Source organism: Bradyrhizobium sp. Ken51, assembly GCF_055807435.1.
In genome coordinates this window covers 1-15,785 of sequence record NZ_JBVVPB010000035.1, presented here as the reverse complement: position 1 = coordinate 15,785, position 15,785 = coordinate 1, and the positions used below count along the sequence as shown (strand labels likewise).

Annotated in this window: 16 protein-coding genes and 1 pseudogene; 16 read left to right on the top strand and 1 reads right to left on the bottom strand. The window is 61.0% G+C overall.

The annotated features are described in order from the left end of the window. Positions 1-115: 115 nt before the first annotated feature. Positions 116-373, top strand: coding sequence for a WGR domain-containing protein (locus AC0L27_RS34965; RefSeq protein ID WP_377830905.1), 258 nt, complete (start codon positions 116-118; stop codon positions 371-373). A gap of 79 nt (positions 374-452) precedes the next feature. Here AC0L27_RS34965 and AC0L27_RS34960 read toward each other — a convergent pair whose 3' ends face one another. Continuing rightward, complete coding sequence (locus tag AC0L27_RS34960) at positions 453-1,184, bottom strand: autoinducer binding domain-containing protein (protein WP_473322279.1); 732 nt, start codon at positions 1,182-1,184, stop codon at positions 453-455. Between the two features lie 420 nt (positions 1,185-1,604). Here AC0L27_RS34960 and AC0L27_RS34955 point away from each other — a divergent pair, with 420 nt between their 5' ends. The 15 genes and pseudogenes from AC0L27_RS34955 to AC0L27_RS34885 form a co-directional block, all read left to right on the top strand. After that, a complete protein-coding gene (locus AC0L27_RS34955) occupies positions 1,605-2,240 on the top strand; it encodes an acyl-homoserine-lactone synthase (protein ID WP_473322277.1) in 636 nt (211 codons plus the stop codon). Positions 2,241-2,278: 38 nt separating this feature from the next. After that, a complete protein-coding gene (locus AC0L27_RS34950; RefSeq protein ID WP_473322276.1) occupies positions 2,279-2,848 on the top strand; it encodes a lysozyme family protein in 570 nt (189 codons plus the stop codon). Positions 2,849-2,923: 75 nt separating this feature from the next. After that, positions 2,924-3,217: a TrbC/VirB2 family protein gene (locus AC0L27_RS34945; RefSeq protein WP_473322274.1), complete on the top strand. Its 294-nt coding sequence runs from the start codon at positions 2,924-2,926 to the stop codon at positions 3,215-3,217. Then, positions 3,217-3,555, top strand: coding sequence for a VirB3 family type IV secretion system protein (locus tag AC0L27_RS34940; protein WP_473322273.1), 339 nt, complete (start codon positions 3,217-3,219; stop codon positions 3,553-3,555). Before AC0L27_RS34945 ends, AC0L27_RS34940 begins: the two co-directional genes overlap by 1 nt. Continuing rightward, the gene (locus AC0L27_RS34935) at positions 3,548-5,914 is read left to right on the top strand and encodes a VirB4 family type IV secretion/conjugal transfer ATPase (RefSeq protein ID WP_473322272.1); all 2,367 of its coding nucleotides are present in this window, start codon (positions 3,548-3,550) and stop codon (positions 5,912-5,914) included. The genes AC0L27_RS34940 and AC0L27_RS34935 overlap by 8 nt, the downstream gene beginning before the upstream one ends. Before the next feature lie 20 nt (positions 5,915-5,934). Further along, the gene (locus AC0L27_RS34930; protein WP_473322269.1) at positions 5,935-6,633 is read left to right on the top strand and encodes a TrbJ/VirB5 family protein; all 699 of its coding nucleotides are present in this window, start codon (positions 5,935-5,937) and stop codon (positions 6,631-6,633) included. Next, positions 6,630-6,875, top strand: coding sequence for an EexN family lipoprotein (locus tag AC0L27_RS34925; RefSeq protein WP_377830916.1), 246 nt, complete (start codon positions 6,630-6,632; stop codon positions 6,873-6,875). Before AC0L27_RS34930 ends, AC0L27_RS34925 begins: the two co-directional genes overlap by 4 nt. 11 nt (positions 6,876-6,886) lie before the next feature. Continuing rightward, a complete protein-coding gene (locus AC0L27_RS34920) occupies positions 6,887-7,870 on the top strand; it encodes a TrbL/VirB6 family protein (RefSeq protein ID WP_473322267.1) in 984 nt (327 codons plus the stop codon). Between the two features lie 349 nt (positions 7,871-8,219). After that, the gene (locus AC0L27_RS34915; RefSeq protein ID WP_473322266.1) at positions 8,220-8,891 is read left to right on the top strand and encodes a VirB8 family type IV secretion system protein; all 672 of its coding nucleotides are present in this window, start codon (positions 8,220-8,222) and stop codon (positions 8,889-8,891) included. Next, positions 8,888-9,739: a P-type conjugative transfer protein VirB9 gene (virB9, locus tag AC0L27_RS34910; protein ID WP_473322264.1), complete on the top strand. Its 852-nt coding sequence runs from the start codon at positions 8,888-8,890 to the stop codon at positions 9,737-9,739. The genes AC0L27_RS34915 and virB9 overlap by 4 nt, the downstream gene beginning before the upstream one ends. 11 nt (positions 9,740-9,750) lie before the next feature. After that, positions 9,751-10,896 carry a type IV secretion system protein VirB10 gene (virB10, locus tag AC0L27_RS34905; protein ID WP_473322261.1) on the top strand — a complete coding sequence of 382 codons (1,146 nt, stop codon included), beginning with the start codon at positions 9,751-9,753 and terminating at the stop codon, positions 10,894-10,896. After that, positions 10,893-11,924 carry a P-type DNA transfer ATPase VirB11 gene (virB11, locus tag AC0L27_RS34900; protein ID WP_473322260.1) on the top strand — a complete coding sequence of 344 codons (1,032 nt, stop codon included), beginning with the start codon at positions 10,893-10,895 and terminating at the stop codon, positions 11,922-11,924. Before virB10 ends, virB11 begins: the two co-directional genes overlap by 4 nt. 64 nt (positions 11,925-11,988) lie before the next feature. Beyond that, complete coding sequence (locus AC0L27_RS34895) at positions 11,989-13,836, top strand: type IV secretory system conjugative DNA transfer family protein (protein WP_473322259.1); 1,848 nt, start codon at positions 11,989-11,991, stop codon at positions 13,834-13,836. Further along, positions 13,820-14,992: an LPD7 domain-containing protein gene (locus AC0L27_RS34890; RefSeq protein ID WP_473322257.1), complete on the top strand. Its 1,173-nt coding sequence runs from the start codon at positions 13,820-13,822 to the stop codon at positions 14,990-14,992. Before AC0L27_RS34895 ends, AC0L27_RS34890 begins: the two co-directional genes overlap by 17 nt. A gap of 375 nt (positions 14,993-15,367) precedes the next feature. After that, positions 15,368-15,785, top strand: a pseudogene (locus AC0L27_RS34885) (porin); the annotation flags it as partial.

Sequence of the window (15,785 nt, the reverse complement as noted above, 5' to 3'; positions counted from 1 at the left end):
CGGTCGCTGAACACCTCAATGGCTTTCATCACCCCTATTAAACTTCTGAATCGAGAGGCCTGATCGATTCGATAAATTAATTGGACGCTGGTTTCGACAGTTGCGATTCTTACGCATGTCAGAACTCACAGTGCCATACCTCGTGCTCCAACGGTCCGATCCGGCCTGCAATATGGCCAGGTTCTATGTACTCACGATCGAACCGACTCTGTTCGGTGATACGGCGTTGGTGCGCGAATGGGGGCGTCTCGGCCACCGCGGCCGCCGGCGGATGGATCTGTTTGCCGGGAGGGTCCAGGCCGTCGAAGCGCTGGAGGCGTGGCTCGTCCGCAAAAGGCGCCGTGGTTATGTGCCAAAGGATCCCGCGCCCTGAGTGCAACCGCCCAGTCTCCCATCCCGATTGATCGGTCGATTTTGGGCACATCTTACAAGTTGGACGGCTGTTTTGCGCATTACGGGAGCAATCCTTGCCGAAGAGCGAGAGCCACAGCGTGCGGGAGGGTTAATGCAGCAAGATTCCGCCGGGCATTGTCCAGATGAAATTTTACACCCCGCGGGCGAACACCGAGGAGCTGGGCAATATCCTGCATCGTCTTGCCCTCGGAGATCCACCCCAAGCATTGCCTTTCACGCTGGGTCAAGGTGTAGACCTGCTGAGCATACCGAGGCGTCCGTCCAATTCCGGCAGCGCTCACATGGGCATGGTAGGTGAGCCCCACCATTTGCAACATATCTTGCGAGCTCTCGACGAAGCGATCGAGTCCAAGGCTGCGCTCATCCACCGCCAGCGTGAACGCCGCGAACCGATTTTGGCTTGAGGGAATGCGAATGGTCAGGCCGGTCCTTATTTTGAAGCTGAGCGCATCATCGAACAGGCGGCGCTCTTTCGCCGACTTTGCGCTTCGCGCCTCACGTCCATCCCACAGGAACACACGGCTCGTGTTTCGCGGCTCCTGAAGAACGGGATCGATGTTGTGATAGCCTTCGCGAAAATAGTGGCTGGTCCAGCTCTTCGGATAGGATGAGATCAGAATGGGGCCATTGGCGCGCTGACCAAAATAGGCAAACCACCGGAATCCCAGGGCATGCGCAGCTCGTTCCGCAACACGCCGAAAATCATCTTCCGTATGAGCAGCGTGCAGACAATCGACGAATTCATCGCATGCTCTTTTGACGTCTTTCATTGCGCCACTTCAGTCTTTTCTTAGTTCCCACAACGCGCATATCCTGATGATTCGCGCTCCACGTGCAGGCATTTATTGCGACGTTGCGGCAGCTTTGCGGCACGAACAATTGGATATCGCCTATCAAACCTACAGCAGCAACGCGAACATACGACGGAGGAGAACAACCTCTGACTGCAGCCACCCAACAAAATATTTTCTCCACGTGGTGGAGGCTAAGGAATTTCATTCCCTGCGCTGTCAGACCTGCGCATCACGGAACTTATACAGCTTCCAAAGTGCGCGCGGATGACCGCGCCTTGCGAATGCGGTTCGGGACCAACAGAACCCATAGCGCCCTGTCAGAACTGACAGCGCAACGCCGTGACCGCGACTGCTTTCTTGATCTCGAAGCTGTGATTCGTAAGTTTGAGGTTAAGAATGAAGGTCATTGTTCGCACGCGTGCGGCGCTGCTGCAGGATTCTGAACTGGCAATGGGAATGCACCGCCTGCGAGGGCGTGTGTTCAAGGAACGGCTCGACTGGGACGTCTCTGTCTGCAACGGAATGGAGATCGATCAGTACGACACCTTCAAGCCAACTTATCTCATGGCGCTCGAGCAGAACGACGTTGTGGGCTGTGTTCGCCTGCTGCCCACCACCGGACGCAACATGCTGGCCGATACGTTCCCGGTGTTGCTCGATGGTAACGCGGCGCCGAGGGCGGCCAGAATTTGGGAGAGCTCGCGCTTCTGCGTTGACACCAAAAGTGCGGCGGCGACAGTAGAGAATGGTCTGCGCAAAGCGACGTTCCTGCTGTTTGCAGCCATGATCGAATGGGGGCAGCAGCACAATCTTCAGGCCATCGCAACGGTTACTGACGTGCGCATGGAACGCATCCTGCGCCGAGCAGGATGGCATCTCGATCGCCTTGGCATGCCTCGCCAAATCGGCTCGACCAATGCCGTCGCTGGATTGTTGCCGATCACCGAAGAGGCTCTCGGCACGATCCGAGCGGCCGGGCAGATTTCGGGGTGTGCAATTGACGCGCCATCAAGCCTGGCGATCGCAGCCTAGATCTAACGTCTCAGCTCCTGACAAGAAGGCTCTCAACCATGGATCCAGCTGCATTCGCAGCTCTGGCCGAGCGATGTGCCCCGACGGCAATGGTCCGGCCGCTGACGGCAATCGTGCGGCAGGCGAGCTCGTTCGAACCGCTGCTCATCACCATTCAGGGGCGCAAACCGATTCCGATTCAGGCCACTGATCGTGACGAAGCCATCCAGCTCGCGACCGAGGCCATCGCCTCCGGTCAGAAGGTCCGAACGGGGCTCGCTCAACTTGATGCTGAGGAAACAAGGAAGGCCGGACTGACGGCTAGTACCACCTTCGATGCGTGCCAGCACATTGCCGGCCTTGGCAGATTGTTCGACACACGACTGCAAGCGGCGAGCCTAAAACGCGCAGACCGCGACCAGGCGGTCGCCGAGGTCGTCGCGAGCTTCGCACCGAAGGCTTCCGGTCAAGTCTCGGAGCCTCGTATCGAGCCGATTGCTTCTACCGGCCGCGCTCGCCCCACCGGCGATACGACAAGCAATCCACCCGCAGCCTCTACCAGCGAGCGCCGGCCCTGGGACGTCTATCGCTCGGGAATAGGCACGTCAGCCTTTGTTTACGAACGATGAGGATCGCCGTTTTTGATCTCAACTCAACCGCGGTCCGGGCTGGGGTCCGGCTGCAGTGCCACTCGGAGCCGTGCCATGACTTTTCTTAAACACTCCGCTGCCCTGCTTTGCATGGGCGCCGTTCTCAGCATCGCGTTGGTCGAGCCCGCGTTTGCGCAGACCGCGAACATCGAAGGCGTGCTGCAGAACATCGTCAACATGCTGACCGGCAACGTCGCCCGCCTGCTAGCGACGCTGGCCGTCATCATCGTCGGCATCGCCTGGATGTTCGGTTACCTCGATCTGCGCAAGGCCGCCTATGTCGTGCTCGGTGTGGCCATCACGTTCGGCGCCTCCGAGGTGGTTTCGACCTTGACTGGGGGTCATTAATGACCGAGGCCGCGCGTCTCACGGAGGACACCTTGTTTTTGGCCTGCACGCGTCCGGCCATGATTGCCGGCGTCACCATGGAAGCCATGGCGCTCAATGTGATGTTCTCCTGCATCCTGTTTCTGGTGGCTGGCAGCATTCTCTACGGCCTGATCGCGATTCCGATCCATGGTCTTTGCCGCATCATCTGCCGCCACGACCCGAACATGTTCCGGATTCTGCTTGCCTGGATCGAGACGCGAGGGCGCACGCGCAACGCGTCATTTTGGGGCGGATCGTCCTGCACGCCGCTCAAGCTCGTTCGGCGATATCGAACAAGAGACCTTGGCTATGCGTAACGCAGCGCTGAAGACCCGAGAGATCGGGCCTGACGTGTACCTGCCGTTCGGCCGGCATGTCACGGATACGGTGATCAGTCTCACGACACGAGCGCTGCTCACGGTGATCAGGCTTGACGGCACTTCGTTCGAAACCGCCGAGACTGCGGATATGAACGACCTTCACGCCAAGCTGAACCTGACCCTCCGTAACGTGGCGGATCCACGGCTGGCGCTATGGACCCATCTGGTGCGCCGCCGGACGTCGGACTACCCGGCCGGTGCGTTCCGCTCGACATTTGCAGCCACGCTCGACGCGCAATATCGCAACCGGCTCCGCAACGAGGCGCTCTTTCGCAACGATCTCTATCTGACCCTGGTCTGGCATCCCGGTCGTGCCACCACGGACGTGGCCGCGGCGTTCTTCAAGCAGCTTGGCCGAAACGCTGGGCATTCCCTCGAGGTCGACAGCGATGCCTTGAAGCGGCTCGAGGATGCCAGGCGGGACATGGTCGCGGCACTGGAGCGTTACGGTGCCCAGACCATGGGATTAGTCGAGCGCAACGGGATCGTGTTTTCAGAACCTATGGAACTGCTCCACGCCATCACAAGCGGGGAGTGGATGCCGGTCGCTTTGCCGCAAGGACCGATCGGCCCCGCGCTCTATTCAAACCGTGTCATCTTCGGCCGCGAAGCCATCGAAATCCGGGGTGCCGGCGGATCGCGCTTCGCTGGCATGTTCGGGATCAAGGAATATCCGGCGTCCACCAGACCTGGCCTGTTGAACGCGCTGCTTTCCGCGCCATTCGAGATCATCCTCACGCAATCCTTCGCGTTTTTGTCCAAGGCTGACGCCAAGACGGTCCTGACGCGCAAGCAGAACCAGCTGGTGTCGGCTCAGGATCCGGCGGCCTCGCAAATCGACGAACTCGCTGACGCGCTCGACGATCTCGAATCCAATAGGTTCGCGCTCGGCGATCATCACCTCTCGCTGCTGATTTACGCGGAGACGCCTTCCCAGCTACAGGAACAGATGAGCGTAGCGCGGCGAGCACTGGCGGATGCCGGTAGCGTGGTCGCGCGCGAAGATCTTGGACTTGAAGCGGCTTATTGGGCGCAGCTGCCTGGCCTGTTCAAATATCGGGCACGGACTGGGGCGATCAGCTCCCGCAACTTTGCGGCGTTTTCCCCGTTTCACACCTATCCCACCGGGAGGGCTGCCGGTAACCATTGGGGACCGGCGGTTGCGATGCTCAAGACTGCGTCCGGCTCGCCGTTCTACTTCTCGTTCCATCACGGCGACCTCGGCAACACCTTCATCTGCGGCCCGTCCGGGTCCGGCAAGACCGTCGTACAGAACTTCCTGCTTTCGCAGGCCGAGCGGCTTGGCGCCACTTACGTCTTCTTCGACAAGGACCGTGGCGCGGAACTTTTCGTCCGCGCCGCCGGCGGCACCTATCTGACGCTCCACAACGGCGTAGCGACCGGCTGCGCGCCGCTCAAGGCGCTGGAGCTGACGCCAGCGAATCTGTCCTTTCTCGGCGCACTTATCCGGAAACTCGTCACGCCGGAAAACCGGCCGCTGACGGTGACCGAGGAGGAGCAGATCGATTCCGGATTGCGCGCTCTTGGTCATCTCCGCCAAGCGGAACGCTCGTTCGGGGCGCTGCGAGCCTTTCTCGGCCAGCAGGACCGCGAGGGCATTGGTGCCCGGTTGGAGAGATGGTGCCGTGGCGCGCCTTTCGGCTGGGTGCTGGATGGCGAGCAGGATGCCATCGCCTTAGAGGCCCGGTTCATCGGCTTCGACATGACTGATCTCCTGGATCATCCGGCCGTTCGCACGCCCCTGATGATGTATCTATTCCATCGGGTCGAGCGGTTGATCGATGGCCGGCGCCTGATCATCGACATCGACGAGTTCTGGAGGGCACTCGGCGACGAGGCATTTCGGGATCTCGCCAACAACAAACTGAAAACCATCCGCAAGCAGAATGGCGTCATGGTGTTCGGCACGCAGTCGCCCCGGGATGCACTCGCCTCGCCGATCGCACACACCATTGTCGAGCAATGCCCGACGCAAATCTTCCTCCCGAACGCGCGGGGGACACGATCGGACTATGTCGACGGCTTCCATCTGACGGACACTGAATTCCGCCTGATCAAGGAGGAGCTCGCGCCCGAAAGCCGGCGGTTCCTGGTCAAGCAGGGCCACAACTCAGTGGTGGCCGAACTTGATCTCGGCGGCTTCGACGACGCAGTCGCCGTTCTGTCGGGGCGGACGGAAACGGTCGAACTGCTCGACCGCATTCGCACCGAAGTCGGCGACGATCCGGCCCAGTGGCTGCCGGTATTTCACGCGGAGCGGAGGAACGTACGATGATAGTTCAGGGCATACCGAGGATGCTCGCCTCCGCATCGATGGCGATCCTTCTGATGGGATCACCTGCAGGAGCGGAGATTGTGTTCGATCCCAATGTCTTCGCGCGGCAATTTGAGCAACTGACGGAGCTGAAGAAACAGGTCGATACCCTGACGTCGCAGCTCAAGGTGGCTCAGGACCAATTAAACCAGGCTAAGCAGCTCTATGACAGCTTCAACAAGCGGACCAACGCCAACGAGATCGGCGCGCTCTTGAACGCACCGCAGTTCCGGAAAACGCTGCCCCAACATTTCTCAGAGATCGAACGTCTCGTCGCGGGGCAGGGTGGCGGCAACTTTGCCGACGCGATCGACCACTACCTGTCGCAGAACCGCGCCTATGCTGGCAACAGCGGCAATTCGTATTACCAGAGCGAGCTCGACCGGATCGCGCGGCAGACCGGCGCCAAGCACTCCATGGGTCAGGCGGTGTACGACACTGCCTCGCAGCGTATCGACGCCCTTGAAGAACTCAGAACCCGCATCAGCACTGCGACCGACGTCAAGGAGACTCTTGATTTGTCAGCCCGGCTGCAGGCCGAACAGGCGCTGCTGCAAAACGATGTGCTCCGGATGCAGGGCCTCGCGATGATCCAGCAGGCCCGCACGGACATGGACGCGCAGCGGGAGCGTGAGAAGCAAGAACAACTGATTGATGAGATGAAGGCGGCGCTGCAATGAAATTGAAGACATCCATCATCCTGATCGGAACAGCCGCAGCTCTTGTGGGCTGCAACGAGGCCGACAAGAGTCAGCAGACAAAATCGGTCGGCTGGTATCTCGACCATCGGGACGAGCTTGCGATCGCGCTCAATGTGTGCGGCGACAATCCGGGAGAGTTCGCGAGCACCCCGAACTGCATCAATGCCAATGAGGCTCGAAACAAAATTACCATCCAAGAGATGGAAGACGCCCTGAAGTAAGGACCGCCGCGATGGCCATAAACGTCTTTGACAGTTTCCTGAAGGAATTCGAGCAACCGATTACGGCATTCGTATCTACGTCGGTTTCGAATCTCGCGTCGTATATCGATGGCCCGTTGCGCGTGGCCGTGATGCTCTATGTGGTCCTCTATGGTTTTGCTGTGATGCGCGGCGCCATTTCCGAACCGATCATGGAATTCGCCTGGCGGGCGATGCGGATCGTGGTTGTGGTTCTGCTCGCGACCAACTCAAGCGCGTTCCAGCAATACGTCACCGGGCTGTTCTTCGACTCCTTGCCCAAGGAAATCGGCAACGCCTTGGCGGGATCAGGACTGAACACCAGTTCCGGAGTTCCATTCGACCAGCTTTTGTCCAAAGGAATCGATATCGCCAATAGAATCTACAAACAGGCCGGCCTGACCAACATCGCGCCGGCGCTGATTGCCGCCATTCTCCTGGTCTTCGTCGCGGTCGGCTCCTTCTTGCAGTTTGCCATCCTGCTTTACGCGAAAGTTGGTCTTGGCGTCGTCATCGCGCTCGGACCGATCTTCATTGCGCTGGGGCTATTTGAGGCGACGCGGCCGTTTACGGAAGCCTGGCTTCGGCAGGTCGCGAATTTCGTAATCCTGCTGGTGCTGGTGGTCGCGCTGGTCGGACTGATGTTAAGCACCGTCAGCGGCTTCATCGACAGGTTCGCAGCCAATGCGGGCACAGCCGGCGAGATGGTGGTGGCCGCAGTTGCGATCAGCGCGGTGCTCGGCCTGTCCGGATACATCGCGCTGCAACTGCCGATCATCGCAGGCGGTCTTGCCGGGGGAGGGGCATCGCTCGCGAGCCGGCTGGTCACAAGCCCCTTGATTACCAATGCCACGGCGGCAGCGGGCGGCGCCTACGCCGGCGCCCGCTGGTCGGCGAGCCGCGGTCTCGCCGCAGTCAGAGGCAGCCGGCAGGGCGGCAGTATGCGGCGGGTCCGATCCCAGGGCTCTACAGCGTAAGCAAAGATCACCGCATCAGGCGACAAGAAGGACAGGGGCATCAGAACGATGTGGCGTCGACTATTCATCATTTGCGTTATCGCATGGCAGCTTGGGGGGTGCGCGAACTGGTCAAAGGGGCCGCCGTCCTGTGATGGTCTGACGCGTCGACCGCTCAATCGTTCACTTTGGGATTGGGAGAACGGCACGCCATTGGCCGCGCCCGAGCCACCAAATCCACCGTCGCCGCCAGCACCCATCATCCGCAAGGGCGAGATTGGGCCGTCAGCGCCATCCAGCCATACCGCCAATTCGAGCTCTCGGTTGGACATTGCAACCTCTTACCGCGCCTGCGGCAAGGAGGCGTGAGATGGTCCGGCAGGATGATCTGAAGACCTATTTCGACAACGCGCGCCGGTGGGAACAGGATCTGTTGCTGTCGGCTTATCGTTCGCGCCGAACGGCATGGGTGATCGCCACGGGTGCCTGTGTATTGGCGGCCGCCTCGGTCGGTGCGGTGGCAGCACTTGCGCCACTCAAAACAGTCGAGCCGTTCGTCATCCGGGTAGATAATGCCACCGGCATCGTTGACACGGTCTCCGCGCTCAAATCGACGCCGGCGCGCTACGATGAAGCCGTCACCAAGTATTTTATCGGCCGCTACGTGCGTGCGCGCGAAGGGTACAGCTATCCGGAGGCTGAAGCTAACTTCCGAACCATTTCCTTGCTGTCCGGGGCGGGCGAGCAAGCCCGTTTCGCGGCGTGGTACCGCGGCTCCAATCCCGAAAGCCCGCAGGTCGTTCAAGGCCGCTTCGGGGTCGCCACCGTACGCATCAAGGCGATCTCGCTCCTGGCCGACAATGTCGCCTCCGTACGGTTCATGAAGGAGAGCCGCAAGGGCGAGGAAACCCGCATCACCCATTGGGTCTCGACCCTGACGTTCTCCTATGCCAGTGCGCCCATGTCCTCCGCCGACCGTCTCATCAATCCCCTCGGCTTCCTGGTTTCGGAATATCGCGCCGATCCGGAGGTTGTGCCATGAAACGTTCCGTCCTTTTGATGATCTTTTCGCTGGGATTCGCGGGGCCGGTGCTGGCGCTGCAGCAGCCGGCACCTGGTCAACACGACGCTCGCGTGCGCACGGTCACTTACGATCCGGCCAACGTGGTGCGGGTCAACGGCGTCATCCGGGCTTCAACCCAGATTTTGTTTGCTGATGACGAGGAGGTCGCGCATGTCGCGATCGGCGACTCGGTGGCATGGGAAGTCGCACCGGCAGGTTCGATCCTATTCCTCAAGCCGCGGGAAAAGCATCCGCCGACCAATCTGCAGGTTGTGACCACCCGTCCTGACGGCCGCAAGCGTTCCTATCAGTTCGAATTGTCGATCGCCGAGACCACGCTGGCGGACAGCTATTTTGTTGTCCGCTTCGCCTATCCAGGTGACGAGATGGAGCGCCGTCGCATGGAAGCCGCCGCGCACGGCGCCGAGCGGGAAGGGGCGCTGATCGAGCAGACCTTCGACTTGCACCATGCCTATGGGGCGCGCAACTGGCGCTTTTCGGCGCAGGGCTCGATCGATCTCGAACCGGAAGCCGTGTTCGACGACGGCAAAGAGACCACCTTCCGCTTCGCGGGCAACCGCGAAATCCCGGCAATCTACCTGATCAACTCCGACGGTTCGGAAAGCCTGGTCCCGAAGGACGTCCGCGGCGAACTCGTCGTCGTTCATGCCACGGCGCGGGAGTTTCGTCTGCGCAAAGGAGGCAACGTGCTCTGCATTTTCAACGAGGCGTTCGACGCGGTCGGGATCAATCCGGGCACCAAAACCACCAGCCCCTCGATTGAGCGGCGGGCGAAGAAATCACCTCCAACCCTGAAGTCACGATAGGCGGGCGCGACATGACCGAGCATGATGACGAGACGATTGCCGGCGACCGCGGCATTACCCCCGTGGGAGGAGGGGACAATGGTCGAACGGCGATGCTCAAGCGCGGCTTCGGCGCGCTGGCGCTGACCGCTTTTGCCTTTCTGATCATCTGGAGCACCTGGAAGAGCGATAAGCCGGTGAGCGAATCCGCTCGCAAGCTGATGATCCGGCCGGCGGCGGCGTTCGAGCCCGCACCGGAACCGCCGTCTGCGCCAATCATCACGGCTTCGATTGCAGCCACGCCGGTCGCAGCTGCGCCAGCGGCGCCGGCGCCCGCCTCCGACCAGCTGCTGGAGAGCGCCCGGCGCGCCCCAGTGCTGGCGTATAACAGGCCGATTTCTTCCGGGCGTCCCGCCCGCGATAGCGTGACCGGAAGTGTCATCGCCGATCCCTATGGGTTTGGACGGGGCGAGCCGCGCAACGACCTTGCCGACAAGCTGAAACCTACGCCGATCGAGGGCGTGCGCGCCGCGCGGCTTCCCAACCGCAATCTGCTGGTCACCCAGGGCACCTCGATCCCGTGCGTGCTGGAGACCGCAATGTCCTCGGACGTGGCCGGCTTCGTCTCCTGCGTCGTCATACGCGACGTGATGTCTGATTCCGGCAACGTGGTCTTGATGGAAAAAGGCACGCAAGTGGTTGGCGAGTATCGCGGCAATGTGCGCCGCGGTTCAAAGCGCCTGTTCGTTCTGTGGACCCGCGCCAAGACGCCGACCGGCGTGCTTGCAGCCCTGTCCTCGCCTGCCACCGATGCGCTGGGCCGCGCCGGCTTCGACGGTGACATTGACACCCACTTCTTTGAGCGGTTTGGCTCGGCGCTCCTGCTCTCGATCGTCAGCGATGCCTCATCGATCGGCCGTCAGCAGATGCAGGACGGCTCCATCCAAATCAACAACACCGCGGGGGCCACGAATACGGCCGCCGCTATCGCTGTCGAGCAGTCGATCAACATCCCGCCGACGCTGAACAAGAATCAGGGAGAACTCGTCAATATCTTTGTCGCACGCGACGTGGATTTCTCGTCGGTCTACCAACTTCGGCGAATCGAGACCCGGACCGAGATTCTCGACCGCACCATCCGTGGTGGCATCGTGGCCCCGGCTATGGTGACGAAATGAGCCAGGGGGCATTGATTGAACGCGATGGTGGCCGCCTTGTCCTGGAGCGCTATCTCGAACCGCTGGCGCCATACCTGGTGGACAAGAGCCTGACCGAAATCGTCGTCAACCGCCCTGGCGAGATCCTCGTGGAAGGGCCCGGCGGTTGGACCCGGCATGACGCGCCGGCGTTGACGCACGCTTATCTGTCGCATCTGGCGACTGCCGCCGCCGGTCACACCCGCCAGGACATCGGTCCGGAGCATCCAGTGGTGTCGACGACCCTGATCGGCGAGGAGCGCTGTCAGATCGTGGTCCCGCCGGCTGTGCCGGCCGGGACGATAAGTCTGACGATCCGCAAGCCCTCGACCCTGACCATGACGCTTGACGCCTTCGAGCAGGCAAAACTGTTCGACGAGATTCGTGTGCCCGGTCATGAGCTCAGCCCTGACGAGCATCGCCTACTTGCCCTAAAGGAAGCCGGCGCATGGCGCGAGTTCCTCGAGCTGGCCGTGAGAGCTCGCCGCAACATTCTCATTTCTGGCGCAACCGGTTCCGGCAAGACCACCCTGTCCAAGGCGCTGATCGCGGCGATCCCGCCGCACGAGCGGCTCATCACGATTGAGGATACCGCCGAGCTTGTCATCCCTCATCAGAATTGCGTGCGGCTGCTCTATGCCAAGGACGGGCAGGGCGTCGCCAAGATTGGACCGCGCGAACTGCTCGAGTCGTGCTTGCGGATGCGGCCAGATCGGATCCTGCTGCAGGAGCTTCGGGATGGGACGGCGTTCTTCTATTTGAGGAACGTGAACTCCGGACATCCAGGGTCCATCACAACGGTCCACGCCGACAGCGCCCGGCTGGCCTTCGAGCAACTGACCCTGTTGGTGAAGGAAAGCGCAGAGGGCCGCGACCTTCATCGCGACGATATCCGCTCGCTGCTGCTGCTTCTCGTCGACGTCGTCGTCCAGATGCAGAAGCGCGATGGCCGCTACCGCATCTCGGAAATCTATTATGACCCCGTTCGCAAACGCGACCACGCCCACTAGGTTAGCGCTCGGTGCTGCGCTTGCGCTCGGCGCCATCGGGCTGTTTCTGTTGGTCGCCTCGAACGTGCTGCTGCTCGGGCTCAGGCATCACGACGGAGGCGTCCATTGGTCCGAGATCGCCACGGGCTGGCTCCGATACGGCACTGACCCACGCTTTGACCGCTGGCTGACACTCTCAACCCTAGCGGGGGTGATCGTCGTCTTTGGCCTGCTCGGCGCTATCCTCCGGCAGCGTCCTCTGCCGCTTCACGGCAGCGCCCGTTTCGCCTCGGAGCGCGAGATCAAGGCAGCCGGCCTGCGATCGAAGGAGGGCGTGCTGCTCGGCCGCAAGGACGGCAAACTGCTCTGCTTTGGCGGATCGGAGCATGTCCTGGTCTACGCCCCAACTCGCGCTGGCAAAGGTGTCGGCTATGTCATTCCCAACTTGCTCAATTGGCCGGATTCACTTGTCGTGCTGGATGTGAAAAAGGAGAACTGGGACCGCTCAGCGGGATTTCGTGCAGCGCATGGGCAGGAAGTTCATCTGTTCGATCCTCTCGAGGAGAGTGGCCGCACGGCACGCTATAATCCGCTAGGTTATGTGCGCAGCGATCCCGCCGATCTCTATGACGATCTGCAGCGCATCGCCGTGATGCTGTTTCCGGCGGAAAGCCGTGGCGACCCGTTCTGGTTTGAGGCGGCACGGTCGGCTTTTGTGGCGATTGGCGGCTATGTCGCGGAAACGCCTGGCCTGCCCTTCACGATTGGCGAGATCCTGCACCAATTGTCCGCGGCCCCTGACCTCAAGGCGCATTTCGAGAAACTCATCGCCGCGCGCAAGTCAGGTTCTTCACCACTGTCGCGGCTTTGCATAACGGCGTTAAATGACTTTCTAGCCGCTTCCGAAAACACCATGAACTCGGTGCGCAAGACCGTTACCGCAAGGCTGGGTCTCTGGCTCAACCCGCGCATCGATGCAGCGACATCGACCAACGATTTCGATTTGCGTCTGCTGCGGCAACGGCCGATGTCGATCTATCTCGGGGTCACGCCAGACAATCTCGACCGTATGGGGCCGCTTCTCAACCTGTTTTTCCAGCAGGTGGTCGATCTCAATACCCGCGAACTGCCGGAGCAGAATTCCACACTCAATCGCAAGGTGCTGCTCCTGCTCGATGAGTTTCCGGCGCTCGGCAATGTCAATGTGCTTGCGAAATCGGTCGCCTTCATCGCGGGATACGGCATCCGCCTTCTCACGGTGGTCCAAAGTCCGGCTCAGCTTCGCGCAATTTACGGCGTGGACGCCGCCCGTAACTTCATGACCAACCACGCCATCGAGGTCGTTTTTGCGCCGAAGGAACAGGATGTCGCCAATGAGCTGTCAGAGCGCATTGGCTACGACACGGTGAAGGCGCGCAGCCGGAGCGGACCAAAAGGGCTGGCGAGGCGCGCGACCAGCGAGACCGTCTCCGAGCATCGCCGCGCCCTGATGCTGCCGCAGGAACTGAAACTCTTGCCTAGGTCCAAAGCCTTCATCCTAGCCTCGGGGCTGCCGCCCGTCATCGCCGACAAGATCGTGTATTACGAAGACAAGGCTTTCCTGCGACGTCTGCTCCCGCCGCCTGTTTCGGAGATGGCCAAAGGCCGTTCGAATGCGCTGATTGAGGCAGAGATCAAAGAGCTTCGGTCCGAAGTCGCTGAGCTCCGCATGGTATTTCGGTCGCGACCGACGACCGACGAGGAGGTGGCCGACCCCTCCACCATTCCTGCCGGTGCCAGTTTCGATTTCGGGGACGTGGACGTGGACCTCGAAGGGCTCTCCGAAGACGAGTTAAAGGCCTGGACCCTGAACTACATCGACGCTCAGGTCATTCCGCCGCCGCGGCGGGTCGGCCGCAGGCAGAAGGGTGAGCAGCATGAACGACAAGCATGACGCTGGCGAGGAATTCAGCCTGGAGCGGCAACGTCGCGCCGGGCGCGATCCGGGGAGAAACGAACCGGGCGACCAGGCGCAAGCGAAGTCAAAGTCGGCTGCGAGGTCGTCCGCCGCGATAGTTGATGACAATGCGCTCCCCGAGCGTATCAGTCGCAAATATTACGTCATTTCAAATGAGACCGGAGGAGACCGGCATAGCGGGGAAACGCGCTTCTATGCCGACGAACGTGGCGAGTATCTGGCCTTCAAAATCACGGAAGATCGACTGGTCACCCGGCTGGCCGCAGCGGAAGTAATCCGGGACATGGTCAGCGTGGCACAACATCGCAAATGGGAGGCACTTCACGTCCGCGGCTCCGCGGAATTCCGACGCGAGGCCTGGCTTGAGGCTGGTGCGCGCGGAATCGAAGTTCAGGGGTATCAGCCGACCGATCTCGATCGGCAGGCGCTGGCCGACCGAAGAGAAGTCCGGAATCGAACATACCCTCGCACGCGTGAGGTCGAGACTCGTTCAAATGTTGACAAGGACGCGCCCACGGCAAGGCTCGACTACGACAAAGGCATTTCGGGGCGTTTGATCGACTTCGGCCAGGCACCCTACGGCAATCGGAGCAACGCCGAGACAACGGCCTACGTGGCCATCGAGCTCGACAACGGCCAGCGGCATAAAGTGTGGGGCGTGGGTCTGGAAAAGGCGATCGCCGACAGCAAGGCAGGGCCCGGCGACCAAATCCAACTGCGCCGGGAGGGCGTCGAGCGCGTCCTCAAAACTATCAAGGTCATCGATGCAGCCGGAGGTGCGCGAACGGAAAGGCGGCAGGTGCCGCGAAACCGCTGGCGTGTGACCGCGGAGAAATTTCGCGTAACCGACCGACCTACGGCCGCCCGGGATCCCGATCTGGTCGCGGCACGGTCGCAAGTCGCCATCATCGAGAAGCTGCTAGCACGCGCGTTCCCAAAGGACGAGCGCGCACGTGAGAGCATCATTGCAGCCGCAAAGGAGCGCATCGCCCAACACCTCGAGAAGGGGCATTCATTCAGGCGCGCGACAGTAAAGGAACCCGTTCGCGGTGAAAAACTGGGCCGTGACAAGCACGGGGATTATCAAACCCACAAGAGTGAACATGTCAGACTGCAAGAGCGAGAGCGCTGAACGGAGGGTTCAAGCCTCTTCGAACTGCTCTGCATCCTTCGTTATAGTGGGTCGGCAATCGCGCCGGTAGCCGCTTTAATCATGACGACAGATACTTGATGTGACAGAGAATTCCTGCGAAGGTCGCATCGATCAGCACGGGGGCGCACGACAGGATCGGCATCGCGTCTAGCGCTCTTGGCCACAAGGTCTAGTTTATAGTCAAGTAGTGCGACAATTCTTCGACGGCATTGAGCTCACTCGGCGCAACGTTATTGCAGGTGTGTGCGTCGGAGGAATTGACGACGGCTCCGAGCGACCGACGTAGTTTATGTGATCCTGGCGCTCGGGCTGTTGAATGAGGGTGGACGTCTCATGGAAAGCAGGGGATGTGAAATGCTCAGGAAAGCATTTGCAACGGCACTGGGCATCGCCGGTGCCCTCATGATATCGCAAGCTCATGCCGAGTCGGCAGGCAACAACGAGCAGGAGATCGCGCTCCTGAAGCAGCAATTGAAGATGCTGGAGCAGAAGCTCGATAAGCTCCAGAGCCAGACTGCCGCGAACACGGCCGCCACGGCGAAGGCCAAAGTCGAAGCAAGGGCAGAGGCAAAGGCCGAAGCGCGGTCGGAGGCCAAGGCTGTCGTCGCCAACGCTAGTGCTGCGATCCCGCTCAAGGGCCCTGCACCGGCATCCGGCGTTGTCGTAACGATGCCGAACAACCGGCCAACCATCTGCACCGCCGATGGAGCGAACTGCGTCGCCATCACTGGCCGCGTGCATTGGGATGTCGGCGGCTACGACTATCGTCCCA